The sequence below is a fragment of the Rhizorhabdus histidinilytica genome, assembly GCF_900167915.1.
Taxonomy (GTDB): Bacteria; Pseudomonadota; Alphaproteobacteria; order Sphingomonadales; family Sphingomonadaceae; genus Rhizorhabdus; species Rhizorhabdus histidinilytica.
Genome location: NZ_FUYM01000013.1, coordinates 38,041 through 64,690, shown reverse-complemented (window position 1 = coordinate 64,690; position 26,650 = coordinate 38,041). Strand labels below are relative to the sequence as shown.

Here is a 26,650-nt window from a genome sequence, read left to right as displayed (position 1 = left end):
TCGAATTGGAGACCTCATGCTCGACCTACTGATCAAGGGTGGAACGCTGGTTGACGGAACCGGTGCGCAGGCGCGGCTCGCCGATGTCGGCATCCAGGGCGACGAGATCGTCGAGATCGGCGCGATCGATACGCCGGCGAAGCGGGTGATCGACGCGCGCGGCCTGCTGGTGACGCCGGGCTGGGTCGACATCCACACCCATTATGACGGCCAGGTCACCTGGGATTCGCAGCTCGCCCCGTCCTTCTGGCACGGCGTCACCACCATCGTGATGGGCAACTGCGGCGTCGGCTTCGCGCCGGTCCGCCAGGACAAGCGCGAATGGTTGATCGGGGTGATGGAGGGGGTGGAGGACATTCCCGGCGCCGCCCTGTCGGAAGGCATCCAATGGGAATGGGAGAGCTTTCCCGAGTATCTCGACGCGCTCGATCGCCGTCCCTACGCGCTCAACATCGCGACGCAGATCCCGCATGCGGCGCTGCGGGCCTATGTGATGGGCGAGCGCGGCGCCGACAACAGCGAGGCCAGCGCGGAGGAGATCGCCCGGATGGCGGCTGCGGTGCGCGAGGGGATGGAGGCGGGCGCCTTCGGCTTCTCGACCACGCGCTCGATCATGCACCGCGCGATCGACGGCGCCCGCGTGCCCGGCGCGACCGCCGGCCTGCCCGAGCTGGAGGCGATCGCCCGTGCGATCGGCGACAGCGGGCGCGGCATCTTCGAGGTGGCGCCCAACGGCCTGAGCGGTGACGACCTGCTCGCCCCGCAGCAGGAAATCGCCTGGATGAAGGACATTTCCCAGCGGATCGGCATCCCGGTGACCTTCCTCTGCCTCCAGGTGTCCAATGCGCCCGACCTGTGGCGCGAGCTGCTCGCCGAATGCCGCGCGGCGCGAAAGACGGGGGCGGACGTCACGCCGCAGGTCTATTCGCGTGCGGTAGGGGCGATCCTGACCCTCGAGAACAAGATCAACCCCTTCTTCGAATCGCCGACGATGCGCAGCCTCGACGACCTGCCGTTCGAGGAGCGGGTGCGCCGGCTCAAGGCCGATCCCGCGCTGCGCGCGGCGATCGCGGCCGAGGGCGCGCAGGGCCAGACCCGCAAGGGCGACCAGTACAAGAAGCTGTTCGGCGACGCGTGGAAGGATATGTATCCGGTCACCACGCCGATCGACTATGAACCCGATCCCGCCAACTCGATCTCGGCCATCGCCCAGCGCGAGGGCCGCGATCCGCGTGCCGTGGCGCTCGACGCCTTGCTGGAGGACGACGGCCGCGGCGCGATCCTCCACCAGATGGCCGGCTATAATTACGGCGACCTCGAAGCCCAGCGCGAGATGCTGAGCGATCCGGACACGGTATTGGGCGGCGGCGACGGCGGCGCGCATGTCGCGGTGATCTGCGACGCGGGCGTGCCGACGTTCATGCTCACCCATTGGGCACGCGACCGGGAACGCGGGTCGAAGCTGCCGCTGGAGATGGTGGTCAAGAAGCAGACATCGGACACGGCGCGCACCTATGGGCTCACCGGACGAGGGCAGATCAGCGTCGGTTACAAGGCGGATATCAACCTGATCGACTTCGACAAGCTCGGCTTCCTCCAGCCGCACCTGACCAACGACCTGCCGACCGGCGCGCCGCGGCTGATGCAGAAGGCGACCGGCTATGTGGCCACGATCGTCAACGGCGTCGTGATCCAGGAGAATGGCGAGGACAGCGGCGCGCGGCCGGGCGGGTTGCTGCGCAGCGTCGCCGCTCGCCGGCCGGCGCCGGTGGCCGCCTGACCGCCATGGTGGACGGGGCCATGCCGAACTGGAGCGGGGATGGCGGGCAGGGCGCGCTGGCGGGCCTGCGGATCGTCGAGATCGCCTCGATCGGACCGGGCCCCTTCTGCGCGATGATGCTGGCCGATCATGGCGCCGAGGTGCTGCGCATCGAGCGGCCCGGCGACCCGCTGGGCGCGGCGGCGCCGCTCGGCGGCCGTGACGTGCTGCTGCGCTCGCGTCGGACCCATGTCATCGACCTCAAGGACCCGGCCGGCGTCGCGGCGGTGCGCGCGCTGGCGCGTGACGCCGACGGACTGATCGAGGGGTTCCGCCCCGGTGTGATGGAGCGGCTCGGGCTGGGCCCGGAGCTGCTGCTCGCGGACAATCCACGGCTCGTCTACGGCCGGATGACCGGCTGGGGCCAGACCGGACCGATGGCGCCGCGCGCCGGGCACGACATCAATTACATCGCGTTGGCGGGCAATCTTCACGGCTATGGCCGCGCCGGTGGGAAGCCGACCCCGCCGATCAACGCCGTGGCCGATTTCGGCGGCGGCGGCATGCTCATGGCATTTGGCATGCTCGCCGGGATCATGGCCGCCCGCCGCACCGGACGCGGGCAGGTGGTCGACTGCGCGATGGTGGATGGCGCGGGGCTGCTGGGAGCGATGACCTGGTCCTTCCTGGCGCAGGGCTCCTGGACCGACGAGCGTGGCGTCAACCTGCTCGATACCGGCGCGCCCTTCTACGACAGCTATGAGACCGCCGACGGCCGCCACGTCGCGATCGGCGCGCTCGAGCCGCAATTCTACGCGCTGCTGCTCGATCGGCTCGGCCTCGCCGACGATCCGCTGTTTGCGCGGCAGAACGACCGCGCCGCCTGGCCGGCGATGCGGGCCCGGCTGGAGACGCTGTTCCGATCCCGCAGCCGCGACGAATGGACGGCTGCCTTCGACGGCTGCGACGCCTGCTTCGCGCCGGTGCTATCGCTCGCCGAAGCGCCGCGCGATCCGCATAGCCTGGCCCGGTGCAGCTTCGTCACCGTCGACGGGCATATCCAGCCGGCCCCGGCGCCCCGCTTCAGCGTAACGCCCGCCCGCCCGCCGATGGCCGGCCAGGTGTCGCAATGAATAATGTATAGACATAAAACCATGGAGACGCCGTCATGACGCAGCTCGTCCATCGTCAGCCCAATATCGATTTCACCGGCGTGCCCGCGCGTTGGACGCGCAATATCGAGTTCGCGTCGCTGTTCACCGCCGGTTCGGCGGGCGCGCCGGCGGTGGAGCCTTATCTCAACCAGGTGATGGCGCAGGCCAAGCCGCTGCTGAAGCCGAAGGACCGGCACCTCGCACCCGAGATCGACCTGTTCATCAAGCAGGAGACGACCCACTACAAGGTGCACAACGCCTACAATGCCGAGCTCCGCAAGACCTACCCCTTCCTGAAGGAGGCCGAGGAGGCGAAGCGTGCCGATTATCGCGGCTTCCTGGCCAACAGGTCGCACAAGTTCAACTGTGCCTATGCCGCCGCGTTCGAGACGCTGGCGCTCAGCATGGCGCTGTTCCTGTTCGAGGAGGCGGACGACCTGATCGCCGATGCCGACCCCCGGACGATCGCGATGTGGCGCTGGCACCTCGGCGAGGAATATGAGCATCGCTCGGTCTGCCACGACGTCTATTGCGCCATCTACGGCGACTGGTTCTTCCGGGCGAAGATGGTGATCTTCACCTATCGCCACCTCGCCGCGCACAACAAGCGCATCATGGGCGCGCTGCTCCAGCAGGAACGGGCCGCGATGACGCCCGAGGAACTCGAACGCTCGCTGGCCCGCCAGCAGGATTTCATGAAGCGCTTCCGGGCCTTTCACCTGCGCCGGATCGTCCGGCTGCTGATGCCGGGCTATAATCCGGGAAAGGCGCGCGCGCCGCGCGGGCTGGAGGCTGCTCTCGGTCTATATGCGCCCGGCTGATTGCGGGCAGGTCAGTCCTCGCCAGGGTTGGCGTCGACCACCGGGGCGGTCAGGATGCCCACCGCTGTATCCACAAGATTGCCGAGATCGGCGCCCTGCGGAAGCTGCACCGAGCGGGGCTGCGCGTTGGAGGCGCGGCTCGCTTCGTAGAGCGCGAACACCGATGAGAGATAGCGGGTGAGCAGCAGCAGCCTCTGCCGCAGGATCGGCCGCGGCATGTCCTCCATCAGCGCGGCGATTCGGCCCAGAATCACGTCATAGGCGTTGAGCCGGTGCTCCTTGAGGATTTCGCGGACCAGATGGTAGCGGTGATGGGTGATCGCTTCGGAAAGCCGGGCGGTGGTCGGCTCGTCCTCCACGTCGCTCGTGTCCGACGAGGTCACCAGGATCCGGACATAGTCCCGGATATCCAACGGCCGGCCTTGACGGTCGAGCTCGGCGAGCTGGGCATTCCATCGGTCGTCCATCAGCCGGAACACGTCGACCGTCAGCTCGCGGATCAGCTCTTCCTTCGAACGGAAATAATAGTTGAGGGAGGCTCCGTTCTTCTCGCCCGCGACCGTCAGGATATCGCGGACGGTAGTGCCTTCGATCCCGCGTTCGGCGAACAGGCTCCGCGCGGCTGCCTTCAATCTGTCCCGGGTCGAAGGGGCGTCAGGGGCGCTCCCTCGTCTTTTCTGGCTGGCAAGCTGCATGGAGGATTCGACGCGCCTTTCTTGATGTCGTGCCCGACCTGAGGATGGGCGCCATATTAGCAGGCGTTTTTGAAACGTCCATCTTCAACACGCGGGGATCGCGCACCGATTCGAAAAATCCGATCAGCGCGGCGAGGTGCGTCGGCCACCGAAACCCCGATGGTGTAAGGGGTTCGGGTTGCTGCAAACAAATGTTTTACTTTTACCTCGGGATTTGTATCATGATCATCAAAGCAGTGCCGGCACAGGACCTCGGTTCGATCGGCGATGAGGCGATGGGAGAATCTCTATGATCGATTTCGAGCTTACCGACGGCGACAAGGAGGTCATCGCGCTCGCGCGCCGGCAGGCGATCGGTTTCCAGAAGCGCGCCAAGGGCATCGACCGGACGATGGAGTTCGACCGGCCCGACTTCGCCGAGCAATTTGCCTTTGAGGGGCAGGAGGACATCGTCCATGTCCGCGATTTCGCCCATCAGCGCGCCGACGACCTCAGCGGCCTGACGATCATCGAGCCGCTGATCTATCTTGAGGAGAGCTACGGCTTCAAGCCGCTCTACTGGCAGGGCGAGAATGCCGATGCGATGAACGTCTCGCTGTCGGGCAAGCTGATCGAGAAGGTCGGTACGCCCGAGCAGATCGCGGCCTTCCAGCCGCTCTACCTCGCCTGGGGCATGTCCGAACCCAATGGCGGCTCCGATCCCGCCTCGATGCGGACGGTCGCGACCTATGATGCCGCGACCGACGAATGGGTGATCAACGGCGAGAAGATATTCTCCTCCAACGCCACCCATGCCGACGGCATATTGGTGATGTGCCGCGCGGTCGGCCCCCAGGGCGACGAAGGCATCAGCCTCTTCGTCGTCACCAAGGGGATGCCGGGCTACGGCGTCGGCCCGCAGATGGACAAGCTGGGCCTCAGGAACTGGGATACGGTCGCGACCTTCTTCATGGATGTGCGGGTGCCGGCGCTCAACCGGCTGCAAGGCAATCTCAAGGACGCGCTGTCGATCTTCAACGGCACCCGCGCGCTGATCGCGGGGCAGGCGCTCGGTTATGCGCGCGTCGCGCTGGACCTGGTGCGCGAGAAATATGCGGAGGGCGGCAAGGCGCTCAACTATGCCGGCTCGCTGGCCTCGCGCTCGGCGGTCGAGGACCGCATCCTCGGCATGGAGGCGCTGTGGGACGCGACCTACCTGACCATGCTCCACGCCAAATGGCATGAGCAGGCGAAGGGCCCCGGTAAATTCTATCCGTCGCTCGCGAAGTGCAAGGCGGGGCTGATGGTCCGCAAGCTGATCGGCGACTGCATGGACATATTGGGTCCGGAGAGCGCTTCCGAGAAGCTGCCGGTCGAGCAGGCGCTTCGCGATGCGCGCATCCTCGACATCTATGAAGGCCCGAACGAGGCGCAACGCCTGCTGATGGCGCGGACGCTGCTGAACTATTCGGCCAAGGAACTGAACTGATCGGGGCGCGGGGCCGCCTTCGCGCGGCCCCGCCGTCAGACGGCGCGCGCCCGATCCTTCCAATAGGGCGCGCGCAGCGCCACCTTGTCGACCTTGCCGACGGCGTTGCGCGGAATGTCCGTGCGCAGCTCGACGCGCTTCGGCGCCTTGATGCTGCCGACCTTCGCCTTGCACCAGGCGATCAGCTCCGTCGCGCTGGGATCATGTCCGGGCTTGGGCTGGACCACCGCCAGCACCGCCTCGCCCCACAGCTCGTCGGGCACGCCGATCACGGCGCATTCCTCGACGTCGGGATGGCCCCAAAGCGCCTGTTCGACATCGGCCGGATAGACGTTGTAGCCGCCGGTGATGATGATGTCGCGCTTGCGCCCGACGATGTAGACATAGCCGTCCGCGTCCTTGAACCCGAGGTCGCCGGTCAGGTGCCAGCCGTTGCGGGAAACCTCCGCCGTCGCCTCGGGATTCTCATAATAGCCGGCCATCACCAGTCCGCCGCGCACCGCGAGCTCGCCGCGTTCGCCGGGCGGCAGGATCGTCCCGTCGTCGTCCAGCACCTCGACCCGGGTGAACATTGTCTCGCGCCCGCAGCTCGCGAGCCGGCCGGCCAGCGCCGGGTCGTCGATGACATGGTCGGCCGGGGGCAGGCATGTGCAGAAACTCGGTGCCTCCATCTGCCCCCAGAATTGCGCCATCACGGGGCCGAAAATGGCGATGCACTGGCGCAGCTTGTCGAGCGACATCGGCGCGGCGGTGTACATGAAGGCGCGCAGCGACGAGCCGTCGCGATCCTGCACGCCCGGATGTTCGAGCAGCTTGTAGATCGCGGTGGGCGGCAGGTAGAGATGGGTCGGCCTGTCGCGCTCGATCGCGTCGAGGATCGCGCCCGCGTCGAAGCCATCGTGCAGCAGGATGGTCGCCCCCTTCGCCATCAGCATCAGCCCGAAGGCCCCGGCAGCATGGGTTATCGGCGGGGCCGCGAGATAGCGGGCATGATCATCGACCGGCAGCGCGCTGTGGAAGCAAGCGGCCATCGTCGTCCAGGTGCGGCGACTGTGCATCACCCGCTTGGGCCGGCCGGTCGATCCGCCGGTCGGATAGATGGCGACGATATCGGCCGGGTCGCCGGCGATGTCGGGCATCGTCCGATCCGCCCCACGCGCCAGGAGCGCATTCAACGGCGTTCCGATATCGGCTTCGCCGTCGATGCAGATCGCCTCGCGCAGCGTCGGACAGTCGCGGAGCAGGGCGTCGACGCCCGTCGCCAGCTTCCGGCTGAACAGCAGGACCGAAACCCCCAGCTCCTCGATCGCGGCGCGATGCTCGTCGATCGGGAAGCTGGCGTTGAGCGGCACGAAGACGGCGTCGGCCTCATAGATCGCGAGCAGCGCGCAGAAGCCGGCGCTGCTGTTGGGGGTCAGCAGCGCGACCTTGGTTCCGGCCAGCGGTTCGCCCCGACCGAGGCCGCAGGCCATCCTGCCCACCCGCTCCGCCGCCTGCCCATAGCTCAGCCGCTCGCCCCCGTCGTCGAGGAAGGGCCGTTCGGGCCACAGGCGGGCCGCGTGACGGAACAATGCTTTGACGCCCACGGGTCATCCTTTCCAATTTTTGTATCATACAATTAAATCAATCCTTGGCAATGACCCTCCGCCGGGGTATCCCGGCCGCAGGCGACGGTTTTCCGCCGTATCGCCGGTTGGCCCGGGCGCCTTGCCGCCGCCGGGCGGGAGAGATCATGGACCTGCCGATCGGCCCCATCGACCATGTCGCCTATCCCGTCGCGGATCTTCCGGCGATGGTCGGCTTCCTGTCGCGGGTGCTCGGCGCACGCTGCACGCGCGAGCCCCATCGGATCGATGGCGAGGTGGCGGTCCAACAGGTCGAGGTGGGCGATGCGCTGCTCAGCCTCCATCGCCACGGAAACGGCCTCGACCTGGCGGCGCCGGCCGCGGCGCCCGGCTGCCTCGATATCTGCTTTCGATGGAATGCGCCGATCGGGACGGCGATCGCGCATCTCGCCGCGGTCGGCGTCGCCGTGATCGAAGGCCCGGTGCCGCGCCGCTCGGCGGCGGGCGAGCCCGGCCAGTCCGTCTATTTCCGCGATCCCGACGGCAATCTCGTCGAACTCATGTCGACGACATCGTGAGGGCGCGATCCGTTCAAGCCACGGCTCCGGCCGGAAGAGGATGTGAATAGCATGGGACATGAGCGAACCGTGGCGGCCCTGCCGCCTTCCCCGCAGCGGCTTGCGGTCGCGCCCGCGGTGGAGACGACGAGCCGCTATGGCTGGTATGTGCTCGGCATCCTGACCTTCGTGAACCTGATCTCGGCGACCGATCGCTTCCTGATGGGCGTGATCATGGTGCCACTAAAGACCGACCTCAACCTCAGCGACACCAGTCTCGGCCTGCTGCAGGGGCTGGCCTTCGCGCTGCTCTATTGTGCCGCCGGCATTCCGCTGGGCCGGATCGCGGACACCCGGTCGCGCCGTGCGATGCTGTCGATCGGCTGCGTCGCCTGGACCTTCGCGACAGGTGCCTGCGCCTTCGCGACCTCGTTCGAATCGCTGTTCGCGATGCGCCTGATCGTCGGCCTCGGCGAGGCGTCGATCATGCCCGCCGCGATCTCGCTGATCGGCGCCTATATCGTCAGGAACCGGCTGGGCACCGCGACGAGCATCTTCATGATGGGCGCGACCGGCGGCAAGGCTGTGGCCTTCATCGGCGGCGGCGCCCTGTTGTCGCTGCTCGCCGCGCAGGGCGGCCTGATGCTGCTGGGTGTCGAGTTCCGGCCGTGGCAGGTGCTGTTCCTGGCGGCGGCGCTGCCGGGTATTCCCGCGGCGCTGATCCTGCTCACCATCCGGGAGCCGGCGCGGACCAGCCCGCGGCTCGCGGTCGGCAAGGCGATGAGCGACCTGTGGGGGCATGTCGCACGGCATCGCGTTGGCGTGCTCAGCTTCGTCGTGGCCGGCACCTGTACGATCCTCAATGCTCACCTGTTCGCGGCCTGGGCGCCCAGCTTCTTCGTACGGCGTTATGATCTCGGTGTCGGCGAGGCGGCGATGATCGTCGGCGTCATCGTGGTCGCGATCGGCCCGCTTGGCGGCATCGCCGCAGGCGTGATCGCCGACAGGCTCCTCCAGCGCGGCGTCGAGACGGCGCCGCTGCGGGTGATGGTCTGTGCCTTCATGCTCGCCATTCCCGGCGCCCTGCTGATGGTGATCACCGACAGCCTGACGCTGGCGCTGGTCGGCTATGCGATGGCGCAGATCATGGTTCTGGCCGGGGGGCCGCAATCCTATTCGGGCATCCAGATGCTGACTCCGATGCGCCATCGCGGGATCATGTCCGCGACCTATCTGGCGCTCACCACGCTGGCCGCGATGGGGCTTGGTCCGACGACGATCGGGGTGTTCAGCGACCATGTCTGGACCAACCCGGCCACCGGCCTCGGCTATTCGATCCTGACAGTGCTGGTGATCTTCTCGGTCATCGGCCTGCTGGCGCTGATCGTCGCGAGCCGCAGCTTCTCGGCCGCGGTCCGTGCGGCGCAGGACGCGAATGCAACGGAAGGCGTCCGTTAGGCGTTCGGAATCCGATGCGGCGGATCACCGCTTCAGGTCACCGCCAGTCGCTTACGGAAACGCGCTTCGCGAAAACTTCCGGCGGCCATGATCGCTTCGAGCCGATCGATCGCATGCCAGATGTCGGCGAAGCTCGTGTACAGCGGCGCGAAGCCGAACCGGGCGATGTCTGGCATGCGGAAATCGCCGACCACGCCTTCCGCTATCAGGGCCTGGACGATCGCATAGGCTTCCGGATGGCGGAGAGAGACCTGGCTCCCGCGGGTGGGATGAGCCTCGGGCGTCACGATTTCCAGCCCATGGCGGGCGAGGCGCTCGCGCGCCAATTCGATGAAGAGATCGCCGAGCGCCAGCGATTTCCTCCGCACGTCCCGCATGTCGACGCCATCGAAGGCATCCAATGCCGCATCAAGCGCAGTCAGGCCGATGATGGGCGGAGTGCCGGCGAGATTGCGGACCACCCCCGTGGCGGGCCGATAATCGAGATCGAAGTCGAAAGGCCGGTCATGGCCCATCCAGCCCGAAAGCGCGGGTTTCAGGTCACCCTGGAGCCGACGGGCGACGAACATGAACGCCGGGGCGCCGGGCCCGCCGTTCAGATATTTGTAACCGCATCCCACCGCCATGTCGGCGCCCGCCGCATTGAGGTCGACGTCCATGGCGCCCGCGCTGTGGCACAGGTCCCATATGACCAACGCCCCGGCGGCATGCGCCCGGCTGGTCAGGGCGCGCATGTCGTGCCGGCGTCCGCTGCGATAGTCGACCTCGGTAAGCATCAGGATGGCGGTGTCGCCGTCGATCTCGTCTCCGACCTTGTCCGGGTCGACGATGCGCAGGACATGGCCTTCGCCGAGCAGGGCGGACACCCCCTGCGCGATATAGAGATCGTTCGGGAAGTTGCCGTTGTCGGACAGGATCGTGCGCCGTCCCGGGCGTAGCTTGAGCGCTGCCGAGAGCAATTTCATCAGGTTGACGGAGGTGCTGTCCGCGGCGACCACTTCTCCGGCATCCGCCCCTATCAGCCGGGCGATGCGATCGCCCACCCGCGCCGGCATGGAGATCCAATCGTGCCGGTTCCAGCTCTGGATGAGGTCGTGGCCCCATTGCCGGCTGATCACCTCGGCCACCCTCGCGGCGGCGTTGCACGGCAGCGCGCCCAGCGAATTCCCGTCGAGGTAGATCACGCCCTCGGGCAATGCGAAGGCCGCGCGCGTCCCCGCGAGCGGATCCGAACGATCCATCTCCAGCGCGCGGTTCAAATCCATCATTCTCGAATACCCCGTTTTCCCGGCCGTTCCAACGCAGCCTTGTCTCTTTCCGTATCAATTCGGAACATTTGTTTGTCAATGGGAACATTTTTGATAAAAGGGGTGCGCGGAGAGGCGTGGCTGACTCGCTGAACGACCTCGAGCCCAAGGGCCGAAATAAGGGGAATAGATATGAAAATGAGGGATTCCGGGTGGTTTTATCTGACCAGCGCGCTCGCGCTGGGAACGGCGTCGGCCGCCTCCGCGCAAATGTCCAGTGTTTCCGATGGGGAACGGATTGAGGATATCGTCGTCACCGCGCAGAAGCGCGAGCAGACGGTGCAGACCGTTCCGATCGCCATGTCCGCCGTCACCGCCAACGACCTCGAGCGCCGGTCGGCGACCAACATCACCGACATCGTGACCAAGGCGCCGGGCGTCGAGGTGACGACCAGCTCGCAGGGCGGCAGCAATGCCGGCTTCTTCATCCGCGGGATCGGGCAGTTCGATTTCATCGCCACGACCGATCCGGGGGTCGGCGTCTATCTCGACGGCGTCTACATCGCGCGAACCGCCGGCGGCGCGCTGGACCTGCTCGATATCGAGCGGGTCGAGGTGCTGCGCGGACCGCAAGGCACGCTGTTCGGCAAGAATGCGGTCGGCGGCGCGATCAGCGTCTACACGCTGGCGCCCGATGCCCGCGAGGCTTCGGGGAAGGTGGTCGCCCGGCTGGGCGAGAATTATCGGATGGACGTGGGGGGAATGGTCAACCTTCCCATCGTCACCGACCAGCTCGCGGTCCGTTTCAGTGCGCTGACCAAGAACCAGCGCGGCTATGGGCGCAGCCTGTTCGATAATCAGAAGACCAACGGCACCGATCAGCTGATCATGCGCGGAGCGCTGCGCTGGACGCCGTCGCCGGACTTCTACGCCGAGCTCGCGGGCGATTGGACGCATGTCGACGAACAGGAGAAGATGGCGATCGTGACCGCGATCAACGCGAACAGCTTCGTCACGATCCCGCAGAACGAGTTCGCCGTCGCCAATGGTCTCCAGCCCTATGACGACCGTTTCCTGTCCCCCGGCTCCTATCGGAATTTCGCCGGCTTCCATCCCGGCAACAAGGCCGATATCTGGGGAACGCGGCTGACCCTGTCGTGGGATATCGGCGGTGCCGAGATCAAGTCGATCACTGCCTATCGCGATCTCACCAGCGCGACCGGGCTCGATTTCGATGCGTCCCCCTATGCCTTGGGCGATCAGAAGGTCGACGACACCCAGAACCAGTTCTCGCAGGAGCTCGTCCTGACCGGCAAGGCGGTCGGCGACCGCCTGGATTATGCGATCGGCGGCTATTATCTGCGGGAGAAGGGATTCAGCGGCATCTATCTGCCGCTGTCCTATGCCGAGAATCCCGACGGCTTCGACACCTATACGACCAATGACTTCAAGAACCGGACGGCGGCCCTGTTCGCCCAGGGAACCTACAAGCTGACCGATGCCTTCTCGCTGACGGCCGGCGGGCGCTATTCCTACGAGAAGAAGATCGACACGATCGAGACCTACGCGAACAAATTCTTCGTCGATCTCGTGCCGCCGACCCGCCAATCGGACAGCTGGAAATTCTTCACCTGGCGCCTCGCCATGCAATATGAATTCTCGCGTGACCTGATGGCCTATGCCAGTGCCGCCACCGGCTTCAAGAGCGGCGGCTTCAATGGCCGGGCGCAGAGCGTCAACACCTTCCTGTCGTTCGACCAGGAAAAGGCGATCACCTATGAGGCGGGCGTGAAGAGCCGCCTGTTCGACCGACGCGTGCAGCTCAATGCGGCGCTCTTCCAGACCGATTACAAGAACATCCAGACCACGCTCAACCTGCCGGATCCGGTGACGGGCGTGACGATCAACGTCGTCGGCAATCCGGCCGATGCGCGCATCCGGGGCGCTGAGCTCGAAGGCCTGGCACTTGTCGGCGACGGCCTGACGCTGGACTTCAGCGCGACCTATCTGGACAACAAATATCGTAATATCGTCGCGGGCGCCGATATCGACGCCGCCGACAAGTTGCCGGACACTCCGAAATGGGCAGTCAACCTGGGCGGCGAGTATAGGTTCGGCGTGCCGCTGGGCGGCGAGGACACCATGGCCGCGATCCGCCTCGACTGGTCGTACAAGAGCAGCTTCTACTTCAACGCCCAGAACAGCGTCTACAATCTGCAGAAGGGCTATAGCCTGTTCAACGGCAGGATCGGCATCGGTTCGGAGGCCGACGGCTGGAACCTGGCCTTCTATGGCAAGAACCTGTTCGACAAGCACTATGCCACGCACAAGGAAGACCTGCTGGCGTTCGTCTATGCGATCGAACTGATCGCGCCGCCGCGGGAGCTCGGCATCGAGTTCACCAAGAGCTTCTGAGGCGCGGCGCGGAGCGGCGACATGGGCGGGAGGACGATCGGCGCGCGGGACTCGGGCGCGCCGGGCCTCGTCCTCCCGCCGGGACGCCCGGTCCGGGCTGGTCAGAGGTGCTGAAGATCGCGGATCATGTGCGTGGTCACGGCAAGGACGCGGGCCGGCCCTTCGCCGCTGGCGACGTAGGCGTGCCCCGCCGAGCTGTCGAGATACATGGAATCGCCCTCGTGCAGGACGGTGGGGCGATAGTCTTCGGTGAGGACGGTCACCTCGCCGCTGAGGACGAAGATGAATTCCTCGCCCTCATGATCGTCGAGCCCGCCGGCTTCCTCGAGGGTCCTGGCGGTGACCTCCATGATCCCGGGGCTCATCTTCTTGGCGGCGAGATCGGCGCAGAGCAGCTCGAACCGGTAGCGGGTCGTCGCTTCGTGGAGACCCTGGCCCTTCAGGGTCACGGCGCGGCGGCCGGCGCGGACATCGGCTTCGGGCTTGCTGAACAGCTGCGAGAGTTCGAGACCGAGGGCGGCCGCCAGCCGGACCAGATGCGGATAGGTCAGCGTCGTGAGATTGTTCTGCACCTTGGACAGGGTCGAAAGCGGGATGCCCGATATGGATGCCAGCTTGCGCAAGCTGAGCCCGCGTTCCGCCCGGATTTCGACGATCCGTTGGGCGAGGTCGCGACCAATGGCTTCATCGCTATCACGCAATGGAATGTTCCTTTTTCAATTCATTCGTTCCGAGTTGACAGCATCTGTTTACCCAGCGACCTAGCTAAGCACCAGTTGGAGAATAATGTCGATGTCGCGACGTGACAAAGGATTACGATGTCCATCGTAGCGGGCCGTTTCGCCGGCCGGGCCGTGATCGTGGTCGGGGGCGCATCGGGTATCGGTGCGGCGACGGTCAGCCGCTTGCGGGCCGAGGGAGCGCGGGTCTGGATCGCCGATCGGGTGGAGCCCGATGGAGGCGATACGCTTTTCATCCGCGGCGACATCACCAGCAGCGACGACGTCGATCGGGCGATCGAGACCGTGGAAGCGACGGCGCCCCTCGACGTCCTCGTCAACTGCGCGGGCCTGCCCGCGCCGGGAACGGCGGCCGAGACGGACGATCCGACCTGGCAACGGCTGATCGACGTCAATCTCTCCGGCGCCTTCCGCGCGACGCGTGCCGCGCTGCGCGTGATGCAGCCGCGCCGATCCGGTTCGATCGTCCATGTAGCATCCGACGCGGGGCTGGTGGGCATGGCCGGACAGGCGGCCTATTGCGCCGGCAAGGGCGGCCTCGTGCATTTCGTCCGGGCTGCCGCGCTGGATGCGGCGCCTCATGGCGTCCGCATCAATTGCGTCGCGCCCTGCTTCGTGGACACGCCGATGATGCGGGCGTGGATCGCGGGGCAGGCGGACCCGGTCGCCGCCCGTGCCGACATCGATGCGGAACAGCCGATCGGACGAGTCGGCCAACCGGAGGAGATCGCCGCCGCCATCGCTTTCCTGGCCTCACATGAGGCGAACTTCGTCACCGGCGTGGCCTTGCCCGTCGATGGCGGCGTGACCGCCCGATAGGAACGACATGACCATTGCGCAAAGACTCGCGGGCAGGATCGCGATCGTGACGGGAGCAGGGGCGGGCATCGGTCGCGCGATCGCCGTTCGCCTCTCGCAGGAAGGCGCTTTCGTCGCCTGTTGCGACATCGACGCCGCGGCGGCCGCCGAGACGGCGGCGATGCTGCCGGTGGCGGGAATCGGGATCGCCTGCGACGTGGCGAACGAGGCGTCGGTCGCGGCGGCCGTCGAGGCGGTGGCCGATCGCGCGGGGGGCATCGACCTGCTGGTCAACAATGCCGGGATCGCGGGGCCGCAGGAGCCCGCGCTCACGACGCCGCTCGACGGATGGCAGCGGACCCTGGCCGTCAACCTGACCGGCACCTTTCTGATGTCCCGGGCCTGCCTGCCGTCGCTGATCGAAAGGCGGGGCGCCATCGTCAACGTCGCGTCCGCGCTCGCGCTGGTCGGATGGACCGACGAATGCGCCTATGGGCCGAGCAAGGCCGGCGTCGTCCAGCTCACCAAGGGCATGGCGATGGATTATGCCGGGCGGATCCGGGTCAACTGCGTCTGCCCCGGGGCGGTGCGGACGCCGATGCTCGAAAGCACCTTGCCGGCCGATGCGGACGTCGAGGCGACCTTCGCCGAATATGGCAAGATCCATCCGCTGCACCAGCGGCTGGCCTGGCCGGAGGAGATCGCCGACGTCGTGCTGTTCCTCGGATCGGACGACGCATCATTGATCACGGGCGTGGCGCTGCTCGCCGACGCGGGATTCACGGCAGGATGACGAAGATGCATATTGCGGGCCTGGAGCAGGGCAGCGTCGACATCGGCGGCGGTACGCAGCTTTATTGGGAAGCGGTCGGCACCGGCCGCCCCATATTGTTCGTGCACGGCCTATGGGCGAGCAGCCGCTTCTTCCGCAGGCAGCTCGAGGCGGTGGGCCGGCACCATCGCGCCATCGCGTTGGACCTGCGCGGCCATGGCCGCTCGAGCATGACGCCGGGCGGGCACACCGTTCCGACGCTCGCCGCGGACCTGCGCGCCTTCATCCGGGCGCTCGGCCTGGAGCGGCCGATCCTGGTCGGATGGTCGATGGGCGCGCTGATCGCCTGGGAATACCATCTTCAATTCGGATCGGACGACATCGGCGGACTGGTCGTGATCGATCAGGCGCCGACGGACTTTCGCTATCCGGGATGCGAGGATGCTCTCGTCGGCATCGCCGAGATGCACGATTGGGCCGCGCAGGTGCTGACCAATCGCAACCAGTTCATGCGCGCCGTATTGCCGATGATGTTCCATCGCCAGCCCGACGACGAGGCGGCCGACTGGATGTCGAACGAGATGTGCTCGGCGCCCGAGGCGATCGCCGCCGCCATCTTCGTCGACCAGTGCCTGCGCGACTATCGCGGGATGATCGCGGACTATGACGTGCCCACCCTCGTCTGTTCCGGAGACTGCAGCGCGCAGCCGAGAAGCGGAGCCGAGTTCCTGCGGGACCGGCTGCCGCGAGGCGAACTGAGGCTGTTCGCGGATTGCGGGCATTGCCTGTTCTGGGAGGATGCCGACGGCTTCAACGAAGCGCTGCTGTCCTTCGTGGAGCGTCTCGCATGAGCAGCATCGCGGTGGCGCACGCTTCCGGGTCGACCGGCGGCAAGCCCCTGTTCGCCGCCGTCTATGCATCGGTGGTCAGCGAATATAGCCTGTTGGTGATGCCGTTCATCGTCGGGGCGATGATCGACAGCTATGGCGCGAGCGAGGCGCTGGCGGGGCGTATCGTCTCGCTGCAACTGTTCGGCATGGCGATCAGCGCGATCGCCACCTCGATGATGATGCGGCGCCTCGATCGCCTCCGCGCCATGGCGGTGATGACGATGGTGGTCGTCATCGCCAACGTGCTTTGCGCGATGATGGTGCCGTTGCCGGTCATGATCGCGGCGCGGTTCGCCACGGGCATCGGCGAAGGCGCGCTGATGGCGATATGCGGCGCGGTCGCCGCGGCGACGTCCGATCCCCGTCGCGTCTTCGCGATGATCGGTTTCGCCGTCGCGCTCGCGGCGTCGGCGGCGCTGGTCGCGACCCCCTGGCTGGTCGAGGTCGGCGGCCGCGCCGGCACCTTCTGGTTCCTTGCGGTCTTCGCCGCGCTTTCGCTTCCCTTCCTCGGCTGGCTCGCCCCGTTGCGTCGGGCCGCCACGGCCGATGCCCCGGGCAAATCCGCCGCGACGGCGCCGCCCGCCCTGTCGCTGAAGCCGATCCTCGCCCTTTTCGCCTTCGGCTTCTTCTGGGCGGGGGCGGCGGGATTGTGGGTCTATGCCGAGAGGATCGGCCTGTCGCACCGGTTGAGCCTGGCCGAAATCGGCTTCTACCTGGGGCTGGCGCAACTGGCCGGCATCCCGGCGCCCTTGTGCATCGGCTGGCTGGCACGCCGTCTTGCCCTACCGCCGATCTTCGTGTTCGCGCTCCTGTCCAGCATCGCGGCCGGGCTGGTGTTCGTGTTCGTGCCCAATGGCTGGTTCTATTGCCTGGGCGCCGCGCTGCTTTCCTTCCTGTCGATGTTCCTGACGCCGTGCTTCCGCACGGTCCTGGCGCTGCTCGATCGGAGCGGTACCGTCGTCGCGGCTTCGGTCGCCTTCTATACGATGGGCTATGGGGCCGCCCCGCTGCTCATCACCTTTTTCTTCGATCCGAAGTCGGGCTTCGCGGTGATAGCGCTGATCTGTTCGGCTCTCTTCATCCTGTCGCTCGCCTGCATACTCCCGCCGGCCGTCAGGATCGGCCGGTCGCAGGTGGATTGAGGACAGGAAATGGCCCGGAGATGGGCCGCGTGAAATCGATGCCGGTGCGAGGGAAAGGTTCTGATCATGCATGATATGTCCCATCCGACCCGTCGCCGCTTTGCCGAGCTGATCTTCGGTTCGGCGGCGGCGGTCGCCCTCCCGCGCATGGCCGGGGCCGCCATGGCCAAGGGCGCGCCGGCGAAGCGGCCGAGCGCCGTGACGATGCGGGGTCTCGTCCCCGCGGCGGATCTCGGTATCACGCTCACGCATGAGCATGTGCTCGGCGCCATTCCCAAGGAAGTGCCGCAGAATACCGGGCGCGATATCCCCTCGCCGGATGCGGGCCTGATCAATCCGGTCCAGCCCGACCCGAAGGATCTCTGGCGCTTCCGGAGATCGCCCGGCGCCTTCGGTAAGGTGCTCCGCGCGCCCATGTCGATCGATCAGACGATCTGGGAGCTCGAATGGTTCACCAAGGCCGGCGGCCGCACGATCGTGGATCAGAGCTCCCTCGGCATCCCGCGGGACGTTGAGGGGCTCCGCCAGATTTCCGAGCGGACCGGCATCAACTTCATCCTCGGGACCGGCTTCTATATCGATCCCATGGTGCCCGCATGGGTCCACAAGGCCAGCCTGAACGAGCTGACCGAATTCCTGGTCAAGGACATCCGCCAGGGCGTGGACGGCTACAGGAAGGGCGTGATCGGGGAGCTGGGGATCGAAGGCCCCACCGATCTCGAGCGCAATTATGTCGCCGCCGCGGGCCGCGCGCAGAAGCTCACCGGTGCACCGGTCTTCCTGCACGTGATGTCGGGTATCCTGCCCTCGTTCCGGGATTCGACCGAACAGCTGCTGAAGATCTTCACTGACAATGGCGGCGAGCTGACGAAGCTCGTGCTCGCCCATCAGGATGGCTCGGGCGACGATCCGGAATATCAGGAGCACCTGCTGCGCAGGGGCATCTACCTGTCCTATGACACCTTCGGATCGGAAGGTGTCTTCGTCTATCAGGGCCGCTATATCCAGCTGCCCCAGGATGCCCGGCGGATCGACGAACTGGCGAAGCTGATCGGTCGCGGCTGGGTTCGCCAGCTATTGGTGTCGCACGACATCCTGCCCAACAATTTCAAGCGGAGCTGGGGGGGCTGGGGGTGGGGGCACCTCTTCGACACGCTGAAGCCGCGGTTCCTGGCGGCGGGCATCACCGAAGCCGATTTCGACGTGCTGGTCCGCGAAAATCCGGCGCGGGTGCTGGCGTTCGAGAATGGCTGAACGACATGGAAGGGGGCGGGCCCCCTGACGGCGTTCGGGGCAGGTCCACGCGTGCGAACCTGCCCCGATATCCGCTGTCAATCGGCGCCGAATTTCACCTTCGCGGTAGCGCCGAACGTCCGGGGGTGGGGGCGGAGGCGAATGCCGGCCAGGCCGAAATTGTCGGCGGTGCCGGTGTAATAGTCTTCCTTGAACAGGTTGTTGACATATCCGCCGATCTCGAACCGGCCGAAGCGGACGCCGCCGAACAGGTTCACGACGGCATAGGCCTTGGGCTGATAGGGGAAGCTCGGAAGCGCGAGCGGAACCGCCGCGACGCCCTCCAGGTCTCCCGGTGCCGCCGAGCGGAAGTTGATCTCCGGATGCAGGTAGAGGCTGACGCCGTCGGCCAGTTCCGCGTCATAGTCGAGCGACGTGCTGATGGTGTAGCGCGGCGTCTTCGGCAGGCGATAGCCGGTCAGGTCGACCTGGTTGCCGCCCGCCAGAACCGCATCGGGGAAGCTCTTGAACTTGCTGTCGAGGTAGCCGAAGGCCGCGTTCCAGCGGAGGGTCGGCGAAAGCCGGGCGTGGACGTCGAATTCGAAGCCCTTGTTCGTCGCCCGCGCCGCATTCAGCGTCAGCTCGGTCGCGGAACTGATGTCGCCCGGAATGGCGAGAAAGTTCGTCTGGACCTGCAGGTCCTTCCACTTCAGGTAGAAGAAGGACAGGCCATATTGCAGGCTGTGATCGAGCAGATCGCCCTTGAGGCCGACCTCGTAGTTCCAGAGGGTCTCGGGCCTGAACGGCGAAGCGAAGCCCGAATTGATGTCGATGCCGCCGGCCTTGTATCCCTTTGACACCGAAGCGTAGACATTGTTGTCGCGGTTGAACTTGAAGCGAGCGAGCAGTCGCGGCGAAAAGTCCGAGAAGCTCTTGCTTCCCGCGATGTCGGGGACAGCCCCTTCGAACGCCACCACGCCGAAGTTGCGGTTCGATATCTTGTCGTGCGTGTAGCGGCCGCCGGCGACGAGATCGAATTGCGACGAGACGTGCCATGTCGCATCGGCAAAGGCCGCGATGCTTTCCGTCTTGAAGATCTTGTTGTTCTCGTTGATCCGGAACCCTGGCGGGATCGGCGGCAACAGGCCGATCACCGTGCCGTCGGGATAGGTGTAGCTGGTTTCCGTGCCGGCCCGGACGCTGTTGAACTGGCGGATGCGGTCATTGGCGTACAGTCCGCCCACCACCCATTCGATAGCGGTCGTTCCTTCCGATTGGACGCGCAGTTCCTGGCTGAACGACCGTCCGCTGTTGCGGTTGTGGCGATAGAGGGCGTCGGCCGAGATATTGTCCTGGTCGAACTGACGGGTGTTTCGGCTGTCGATATAGCCGGTGATCGAGTGGATCGAGAAATCGTCGCCCTTCCAGGCCAGCCGGTTGTTGATGATCGTCGCGCTGTTGTTGTTCCACTCCGGGGTGTTGTGACGGACATTGCGCTGATTGGCGGGGTAGAAGCCCTGGCCTTCGTCGATCGCCTGGAAATCCGGTCCGAATATGCTCTTGGTGTCGAGATCGAGCACGCCCGACGGCACCGTCGCATCCATGCCGTTGCGGTCGCGCGCATAGTCGACCGAGACGTCCCACGTCAGATTCTCGGTCGGGACGAAGCGCACGGCGCCGCGCAGGTGAAGATTCTTGTAGCCGCTGTTGGGCGTGCCGCGGGGATCGAGATTCCGGATGAGACCGTCGCTCTTCTCATAGGAGGCGAGGCCGCGGAAGAAGAGGTTGGAGGCGAGCGGCGTGTTGAAGATGCCGTAGATCTTCCGGGTGTCGAAGCGGCCATATTCGACCCCGCCCTCGGCATAGAGGGAGTCGGTCGGCTTCTTGGTGGTGATGTTGATCGCGCCACCCGAAGCGTTGCGGCCGAAATAGGTGCCCTGCGGACCGCGCAACACCTCGATCCGTTCGATGTCGAGGAGCTGCGGGTTGAGCGTGCCGTTGGCGGACGAGCCGGTGCTCAGTTCGTCGATATAATAGCCGATCGACTGTTGGGTCGACTGTTCGCCGAGATCGACGTTGCTGACGCCGCGGATCGCGATGTTGATCGAGCGATTGCCCTTCTCTCCGTCCTCGGTGAAGCTGATGTTCGGGGCCAGCGCCAGATAATCCTTGGCCTCCGTGATGTGGGCCTTTTCGATCATCGCCGCCGAGAAGGCCGACACGCTGATCGGAACGTCCAGCAGCCGCTGCTGGCGGCGCTGCGCCGTGACGACGATCTCCGCATCGGAAGTCCGCGCTGCCGCGTCGGCTTCGGCGGCGACGGGAGCGGCCATCTGCGCAAGAGCGCCGGTGGAGGGAAGAAGAGCCAGTGCGGTCGTGGCACTCAACATCAGCTTCGAGGAAAACATCATCGATCCTGCCCCTTTGCGTCCGGAAATTGCGTGCCTTCCGCCCCGGCCTGTCGTTCGCCGGAAGCCTTATGCTCGGTCATCGCAATTTCGTATTTCCGTCACGAAATATCAGTGTGGGGACCGACGGCGATCAACTGAGAGATAATGATCGCTGCGATTACCCTGCCTTATTCAAGCCGAAGCGTGTCCATCAAAGCGGCTAATCCCCGTTAGAAGTTTGATTCAATTGTGCGTTCCGTCGAACTGCCGGACTGTGCGGGATCACCACAGGGCAATCCAGGTAGGATCGACGATGACGATGACGGGCGCACAGGCGCTTCTCGGCCAGATATTGGCGAATGGAACCGATACGATTTTCGGGCTGCCCGGGGGACAGCTCGATCATTTCTTCGACGCCATGTACAATGCGGGCGACAAGCTCCGCCTGTTCGGCACCCGGCACGAGCAGGGGGCCGCTTATATGGCGTTCGGCTATGCGCGTTCCACCGGCAAGCCGGGTGTCTATACCGTGGTTCCGGGTCCTGGCGTGCTCAACACGACCGCCGCGCTCTGCTCGGCCTATGCGACGAACGCGCCCGTCCTCTGTCTGACCGGGCAGATCCCGAGCGTCGGTCTGGGCAAGGGCATCGGCTATCTGCACGAACTGCCCGATCAGCTCGCCACGATGCGCACGCTGACCAAATGGGCCGACCGGGCGATGACCCCAGGCGCGGCCCCGGCGCTGGTCAACGAAGCCTATCGGCAGATGGGCAGCGGCCGGCCGCGCCCGGTGAGCCTCGAAATGCCGATGGACGTCATGGGAGCTTCGGCCGACGTCGCCCTGCTGCCCAAGGCGGAGATCGATCGCGGGCCGGCGCTCGACGACGATGCCATCCTGCGCGCGGCCAAGCTGCTCAGCACGGCGCGCAACCCGTTGATCATCGCCGGCGGCGGCGCGATCGCGGCCGGCGAGGCGCTGCAGGAGCTGGCGGCGATGCTGCAGGCCCCGGTGGTCAGCTTCCGCAGCGGGCGGGGGGTCATCTCGGACCGTTCGCCGCTGTCGCAGATGTTCCCCGCTGGCTACGAGCTGTGGAAGCAGGCGGACGTCGTCATCGGTCTCGGCAGCCGCATGGAGCAGCAATATCTCTACTGGAAGGTGCCCGATCACATGAAGGTGATCCGCATCGACATCGACGAGGAGGAGATCGACCGGATCGCGGCGCCCGCCGTGGCGATCCACGCCGATGCCGCCGACGCGGTTCCGGCGCTGGTGGCCAAGCTGTCGGGCATGCTCGATCGCCGCGCCTCGCGCGAGGACGAGCTGCGCGACTTGGCCGCCCGCGTCCGCGGCGATATCGAGGACCGGGTCCAGCCGCAGGCCTCCTATCTCGCGGCGATTCGGGCGGCGCTGCCCGAGGACGGCTATTTCGTCGATGAGATCACGCAGGTGGGCTACACCTCCTGGTATGCCTTTCCGGTCTACGAGCCGCGCCACCTGATCACCTGCGGCTATCAGGGCACGCTGGGCTATGGCTATGCCACGGCCTTGGGCGTCAAGGCCGCGCATCCGGACAAGGCCGTGGTCAACATCGCCGGCGACGGCGGCTTCCTGTTCACCGCCAACGAGATGGCGACGGCCGCGCAACATGGCATCGCGCTGGTGACCGTGCTGTTCAACAACAACAAGTTCCAGAACGTGCAGCGCCAGCAGCGCGAATGGTTCGGCGGCCGCCTGATCGCCTCCGACCTGAAGAACCCCGACTTCGTGAAGTTCGCGGAAAGCTTCGGCATCCGCGCCGAACGGGTCTATGATCCCGAAAGCCTGCGGCGGGCGGTGTCCGCCGCGCTCGAACGCAACGAGCCGGCCCTGATCGAAGTACCCTGTGGCGATATGGCGTCGCCCTGGCCCTTCATCATCCGACCGCCGGCCTTCGAGACCCAGGGGGAGGAAGCGTGATCATGATCGACGATCGCACGGGCACGCGCAGGCCCGTGCCGCTGGCCTCGATCCGTTCGCTCGCGCCCTATCGCCAGGGCAAGGCGAAGCTCGACGACGTGGCCCAGCCGCTGAAGCTCTCGTCGAACGAGTCGATGATCGGCCCCAGCGAGAAGGCGATCGCGGCCTATCGGGATTGCGGGGCGCGGCTCGCCCTCTATCCCGACGGCTCGCAGGCGGCCTTGCGCACGGCGATCGGCCGCGTCCATGGACTCGATCCCGACCTGATCCTGTGCGGCAACGGTTCGGACGAGCTGATCCAGCTCGTCATCCGCTCCTATGCCGGGCAGGGCGACGACGTCGTGATCAGCCAGAACAGCTTCGCCATGGCCTTCGTCCACGCCATCGCCCAGGGCGCCAACGTCATCACCGCGCCCGAAGCCGAGATGCGTCCCGACGCCGACGCGATCCTGGCGGCGGTGTCGCCGCGGACCAAGGTCGTCATCCTCGCCAGCCCGAACAATCCGATCGGGCAATATATCCCCCGCGACGAGCTGCTCCGCCTGCACCGCAACCTGCCGTCCGATGTGGTGCTGCTGATCGACGGCGCCTATGCGGACTATGTCGACGAGCCCGATTTCGAGGCCGGCGACGGGCTCGTCCATCGCCAGGGGAACGTCGTCATGACGCGCACCTTCTCGAAGCTCTACGGTCTGGCCGGCCTGCGGATCGGCTGGATGTACGCGCCCGAGGAGGTCATCGATTCGGTGCAGCGGATCCGCACTCCTTTCAACGCCAACGCCGCGGCATTGGCGGCGGCCGAGGCGGCGGTGTGCGACACCGGCCATGCCGAGATGGTCCGCCGCGAGAACAAGGCGGAGCTGGCCCGGATCGCCGAACGGGTGGAGAAGGCCGGCATGCGCTTCATTCCGTCGGTCGCGAACTTCTACCTGCTTCGTTTCCCGAACGGCCTGACGCCGGATGCCGCGGCCCGCCATCTCGAAGCGCGGGGCATCATCCCCCGGCCGGTCAATGCGGGCGGACCAGCGGAGGTTCTCCGGATCACCGTGGGCCGCCCCGAGCAGAACGACCGCGTCATCGCGGCCCTGACGGAGTTCGTCGGGGCATGAGCACCGCCGGACCATCGGCTGCGACGCTGGATTTCCTGACCCGGCCGCGCCCTTATCTGGTCGGCGACCGGTGGGAAGAAGGGCGCACGGTTCCGGCGGATGTCCTTGATCCGTCGACGGGCCGGCCCTGCGGGATGGCGCATGTCGCCGATCCGGCCGCGGTCGATCGCGCGGCGGCGGCGGCGCGAGCGGCTTTCGACGATCGGCGCTGGCGCGGCAAGACCCCCGCCGAGCGTCAGCGCATCCTCTGGCGGATCGCCGACCTGATCGAACGGGATGCGCAGCTGCTGGCCGAGCTGGAGACGCTCAACGGCGGCAAACCCCTCGGCGCCGCGCTGCACGGAGAGGTCGCCGCGGCGGCGGAGACGTTCCGCTATTATGCCGGCTGGGTCACCAAGATCGATGGCGGCACCTTCGATCCGTCGGTGCCGGGCCAGAGCTTTCTCGGCTATGGCCGGCACGAACCGGTCGGGGTCGCGGCCCTCATCACGCCCTGGAACGGGCCGCTGGTGATCGCGGCGTGGAAGCTGGCGCCCGCGCTGGCCGCCGGCTGCTGCGCGATCCTCAAGCCGTCCGAATTGACTCCCTTCACGACCCTCCATCTCGCTGCGCTGGCGCTGGAGGCGGGGGTGCCGGAAGGCGTCGTGCAGGTGCTTCCCGGCATCGGGGCGACGGTCGGCGCCGCGCTCGCCCGCCATCCCGGCATCGACAAGATCTCCTTCACCGGGTCGACCGCGGTGGGGCGGCGGCTGATGGCCGATGCCAGCGGCGACCTCAAGCGGCTCTCGCTCGAACTGGGGGGCAAGTCGCCGGTGCTGATCTTCGCAGACGCCGACCTCGACCGTGCGGCGGAGGGCGCCGCCGATGCGATCTTCGGCAATGCCGGCCAGGTCTGCGTCGCCGGATCGCGCGTCTATGTCGAACGGTCGATCGAGGCCGCGCTGGTGGAGCGGCTGGCGGACATCGCCGGAAGGATGCGGATCGGTCCCGGCTTCGATCCGCTGACCCAGATGGGGCCGCTGATCAGCGACCGGCATCGGGCCGGTGTCGACGGCTTCGTCCGGCGCGCCCGGGAGGCCGGCGCCACCATCGTGACGGGCGGCGAGCCGATCGACGGCCCCGGCTTCTTCTACCCGCCGACGATCGTGACCGGGTGCCGCCAGGACAGCGAACTCGTACAGGGCGAAGTGTTCGGCCCGGTGCTGGCGGTCCAGTCCTTCGTCGACGAGGCGGAGGCCGTACGGCTGGCCAACGACAGCAGTTATGGGCTGGCGGCAAGCATCTGGACGCGGGACGTCGGCCGCGCCCATCGGGTCGCCGCGGACGTCCGCGCCGGCATCGTCTGGGTCAACAGCCATGGCATTCCGGAGCTGGCCATGCCGATCGGGGGAATGAAGCAGTCCGGCATCGGCCGCGAGCACGGATGGGCCGGGCTCGAAGCCTTCACCGAATTCAAGTCGGTGATGCTCCGTGCTGACTGACGAACAGTTCGGCCTCGTCTAGCAGCCAGTAGGCGAATGCCTTGATGTTCCCTTCGTCCGAAACGGCCTTTCGGCAGACGATGTAATAAGCGGAATCGAGCGCCAGCACCTCCGGAAAAGGGCGCACCAGCGCGCCCGACTCCAGGTCCTCGGCGACCAGCGGCCAGCGCCCCAGGGCGATCCCCTGGCCGTCGATGCAGGCCTGCTTCACCAGATGCGAATGGCTGAAGCCAAATCCGCGGTGGACGTTCATGCCGCGAACGCCGAAAAATTGCAGGAATTCGCTCCAGTCGATGCTGAACACGTCGTGGAGCAGCGGAAAGCGGGGGGCGTCCGCCAGGCTCCCAGGCGCGCCATGCCGCTCGATCAGTGCGGGGCTGCACACCGGCAGAACACTTTCGGTCAACAGGCGTTCTACCTGGAAATTGGGCCAGCTCCCATTGCCGAAGCGAATCTCGATATCGGCATCCCCGCTCGACAGGGCATCGTCCTCCTGCCGCTTGGCGATGAAGCGTACGTCGATCGTGGGGAAACGTTCCCGGAAACGGGCCAGCCGAGGAATGATCCAGGCCGAGGAGAAGGAATCGAACACGCCGACGGTGAGAGGCACGTTCTGGTCGCGGTCGAGCGCCCGGTCGGTAGCGTCGGCCATGATGTCGAGCGCCTGGCCGATGGGCGCGACGAGGCTCTCGCCCAGCTCGGTGAGCTTGATCGTGCGACTCAGCCGCTGGAACAGCGGGCCGCCCATCCACTCCTCGAGCGCCTTGATCTGGTGGCTCACAGCGGCCTGGGTGACGCAGAGTTCGTCGGCCGCGCGGGTAAAGCTCAGGTGCCGGGCGACGCATTCGAAGACGCGCAGACCCAGCAGGGGAGGAAGCTTACGGCTCACGACCGGGTCTCCGCTTCGAAGGCAAAGGATGAGACGAACTCATGGCTGCGATCAGTTCCTACCATTTGTGAGCGTGTCGGCGGCGCGGGATACATTTGGGTCGAACTGCC

General features: G+C 66.3%; 21 protein-coding genes. 15 read left to right on the top strand and 6 right to left on the bottom strand.

The window, feature by feature from the left end; all coding sequences use genetic code 11:
- Positions 1-16: 16 nt before the first annotated feature.
- From B5X82_RS22185 to B5X82_RS22175, 3 genes are read left to right on the top strand one after another with little or no spacing between them, the layout of a single operon-like run.
- The gene (locus tag B5X82_RS22185) at positions 17-1,780 is read left to right on the top strand and encodes an N-acyl-D-amino-acid deacylase family protein (RefSeq protein ID WP_079650403.1); all 1,764 of its coding nucleotides are present in this window, start codon (positions 17-19) and stop codon (positions 1,778-1,780) included.
- Between the two features lie 5 nt (positions 1,781-1,785).
- Complete coding sequence (locus tag B5X82_RS22180; protein WP_079650401.1) at positions 1,786-2,892, top strand: CaiB/BaiF CoA transferase family protein; 1,107 nt, start codon at positions 1,786-1,788, stop codon at positions 2,890-2,892.
- A gap of 35 nt (positions 2,893-2,927) precedes the next feature.
- Positions 2,928-3,734 carry a metal-dependent hydrolase gene (locus B5X82_RS22175; protein ID WP_079650400.1) on the top strand — a complete coding sequence of 269 codons (807 nt, stop codon included), beginning with the start codon at positions 2,928-2,930 and terminating at the stop codon, positions 3,732-3,734.
- A gap of 11 nt (positions 3,735-3,745) precedes the next feature.
- Here B5X82_RS22175 and B5X82_RS22170 read toward each other — a convergent pair whose 3' ends face one another.
- Complete coding sequence (locus tag B5X82_RS22170) at positions 3,746-4,366, bottom strand: TetR/AcrR family transcriptional regulator (RefSeq protein WP_079650398.1); 621 nt, start codon at positions 4,364-4,366, stop codon at positions 3,746-3,748.
- Positions 4,367-4,718: 352 nt separating this feature from the next.
- Between B5X82_RS22170 and B5X82_RS22165 the strand changes: the two genes are divergently transcribed.
- The gene (locus tag B5X82_RS22165) at positions 4,719-5,897 is read left to right on the top strand and encodes an acyl-CoA dehydrogenase family protein (protein WP_079650396.1); all 1,179 of its coding nucleotides are present in this window, start codon (positions 4,719-4,721) and stop codon (positions 5,895-5,897) included.
- Between the two features lie 35 nt (positions 5,898-5,932).
- Here the strand turns inward: B5X82_RS22165 and B5X82_RS22160 are convergent, their stop codons facing one another.
- Positions 5,933-7,483: an AMP-binding protein gene (locus tag B5X82_RS22160; protein WP_079650395.1), complete on the bottom strand. Its 1,551-nt coding sequence runs from the start codon at positions 7,481-7,483 to the stop codon at positions 5,933-5,935.
- A 146-nt stretch (positions 7,484-7,629) separates the two neighbouring features.
- Here B5X82_RS22160 and B5X82_RS22155 point away from each other — a divergent pair, with 146 nt between their 5' ends.
- Positions 7,630-8,040, top strand: coding sequence for a VOC family protein (locus B5X82_RS22155; RefSeq protein WP_079650393.1), 411 nt, complete (start codon positions 7,630-7,632; stop codon positions 8,038-8,040).
- Between the two features lie 51 nt (positions 8,041-8,091).
- Positions 8,092-9,477 carry an MFS transporter gene (locus B5X82_RS22150; RefSeq protein ID WP_079650391.1) on the top strand — a complete coding sequence of 462 codons (1,386 nt, stop codon included), beginning with the start codon at positions 8,092-8,094 and terminating at the stop codon, positions 9,475-9,477.
- 32 nt (positions 9,478-9,509) lie between these two features.
- On the opposite strand, the gene kynU is transcribed toward B5X82_RS22150, so the two are convergent.
- Complete coding sequence (gene kynU / locus B5X82_RS22145) at positions 9,510-10,745, bottom strand: kynureninase (RefSeq protein ID WP_125724023.1); 1,236 nt, start codon at positions 10,743-10,745, stop codon at positions 9,510-9,512.
- A gap of 177 nt (positions 10,746-10,922) precedes the next feature.
- Between kynU and B5X82_RS22140 the strand changes: the two genes are divergently transcribed.
- A complete protein-coding gene (locus B5X82_RS22140; RefSeq protein WP_176152675.1) occupies positions 10,923-13,139 on the top strand; it encodes a TonB-dependent receptor in 2,217 nt (738 codons plus the stop codon).
- A gap of 101 nt (positions 13,140-13,240) precedes the next feature.
- On the opposite strand, the gene B5X82_RS22135 is transcribed toward B5X82_RS22140, so the two are convergent.
- The gene (locus B5X82_RS22135; RefSeq protein ID WP_079650387.1) at positions 13,241-13,840 is read right to left on the bottom strand and encodes a helix-turn-helix domain-containing protein; all 600 of its coding nucleotides are present in this window, start codon (positions 13,838-13,840) and stop codon (positions 13,241-13,243) included.
- A gap of 117 nt (positions 13,841-13,957) precedes the next feature.
- Here B5X82_RS22135 and B5X82_RS22130 point away from each other — a divergent pair, with 117 nt between their 5' ends.
- From B5X82_RS22130 to B5X82_RS22110, 5 genes are all read left to right on the top strand, one after another.
- A complete protein-coding gene (locus tag B5X82_RS22130) occupies positions 13,958-14,698 on the top strand; it encodes an SDR family NAD(P)-dependent oxidoreductase (protein ID WP_079650385.1) in 741 nt (246 codons plus the stop codon).
- A 7-nt stretch (positions 14,699-14,705) separates the two neighbouring features.
- A complete protein-coding gene (locus tag B5X82_RS22125) occupies positions 14,706-15,470 on the top strand; it encodes an SDR family NAD(P)-dependent oxidoreductase (protein WP_079650383.1) in 765 nt (254 codons plus the stop codon).
- A 5-nt stretch (positions 15,471-15,475) separates the two neighbouring features.
- A complete protein-coding gene (locus B5X82_RS22120) occupies positions 15,476-16,300 on the top strand; it encodes an alpha/beta fold hydrolase (protein WP_176152674.1) in 825 nt (274 codons plus the stop codon).
- The gene (locus B5X82_RS22115; RefSeq protein ID WP_079650379.1) at positions 16,297-17,481 is read left to right on the top strand and encodes an MFS transporter; all 1,185 of its coding nucleotides are present in this window, start codon (positions 16,297-16,299) and stop codon (positions 17,479-17,481) included. The genes B5X82_RS22120 and B5X82_RS22115 overlap by 4 nt, the downstream gene beginning before the upstream one ends.
- A gap of 66 nt (positions 17,482-17,547) precedes the next feature.
- Positions 17,548-18,735, top strand: coding sequence for a phosphotriesterase family protein (locus B5X82_RS22110; RefSeq protein WP_079650377.1), 1,188 nt, complete (start codon positions 17,548-17,550; stop codon positions 18,733-18,735).
- A gap of 77 nt (positions 18,736-18,812) precedes the next feature.
- Here the strand turns inward: B5X82_RS22110 and B5X82_RS22105 are convergent, their stop codons facing one another.
- Positions 18,813-21,125: a TonB-dependent receptor gene (locus B5X82_RS22105; RefSeq protein ID WP_079650375.1), complete on the bottom strand. Its 2,313-nt coding sequence runs from the start codon at positions 21,123-21,125 to the stop codon at positions 18,813-18,815.
- 292 nt (positions 21,126-21,417) lie between these two features.
- On the opposite strand from B5X82_RS22105, the gene B5X82_RS22100 reads away from it, so the two are divergent.
- Genes B5X82_RS22100 through B5X82_RS22090 form a run of 3 tightly spaced genes read left to right on the top strand, consistent with a single transcriptional unit; the run spans position 21,418 to position 25,651 of the window.
- On the top strand, positions 21,418-23,061 hold the full coding sequence (locus B5X82_RS22100; protein WP_079650373.1) for a thiamine pyrophosphate-dependent enzyme: 1,644 nt from the start codon (positions 21,418-21,420) through the stop codon (positions 23,059-23,061).
- A gap of 2 nt (positions 23,062-23,063) precedes the next feature.
- The gene (locus B5X82_RS22095) at positions 23,064-24,170 is read left to right on the top strand and encodes a pyridoxal phosphate-dependent aminotransferase (protein WP_079650371.1); all 1,107 of its coding nucleotides are present in this window, start codon (positions 23,064-23,066) and stop codon (positions 24,168-24,170) included.
- Positions 24,167-25,651, top strand: coding sequence for an aldehyde dehydrogenase family protein (locus tag B5X82_RS22090; protein ID WP_079650369.1), 1,485 nt, complete (start codon positions 24,167-24,169; stop codon positions 25,649-25,651). Before B5X82_RS22095 ends, B5X82_RS22090 begins: the two co-directional genes overlap by 4 nt.
- Here the strand turns inward: B5X82_RS22090 and gcvA are convergent.
- Complete coding sequence (gene gcvA, locus B5X82_RS22085; RefSeq protein WP_079650367.1) at positions 25,623-26,540, bottom strand: transcriptional regulator GcvA; 918 nt, start codon at positions 26,538-26,540, stop codon at positions 25,623-25,625. The two genes, B5X82_RS22090 and gcvA, sit on opposite strands and share 29 nt — an antisense overlap.
- Positions 26,541-26,650 lie beyond the last annotated feature (110 nt).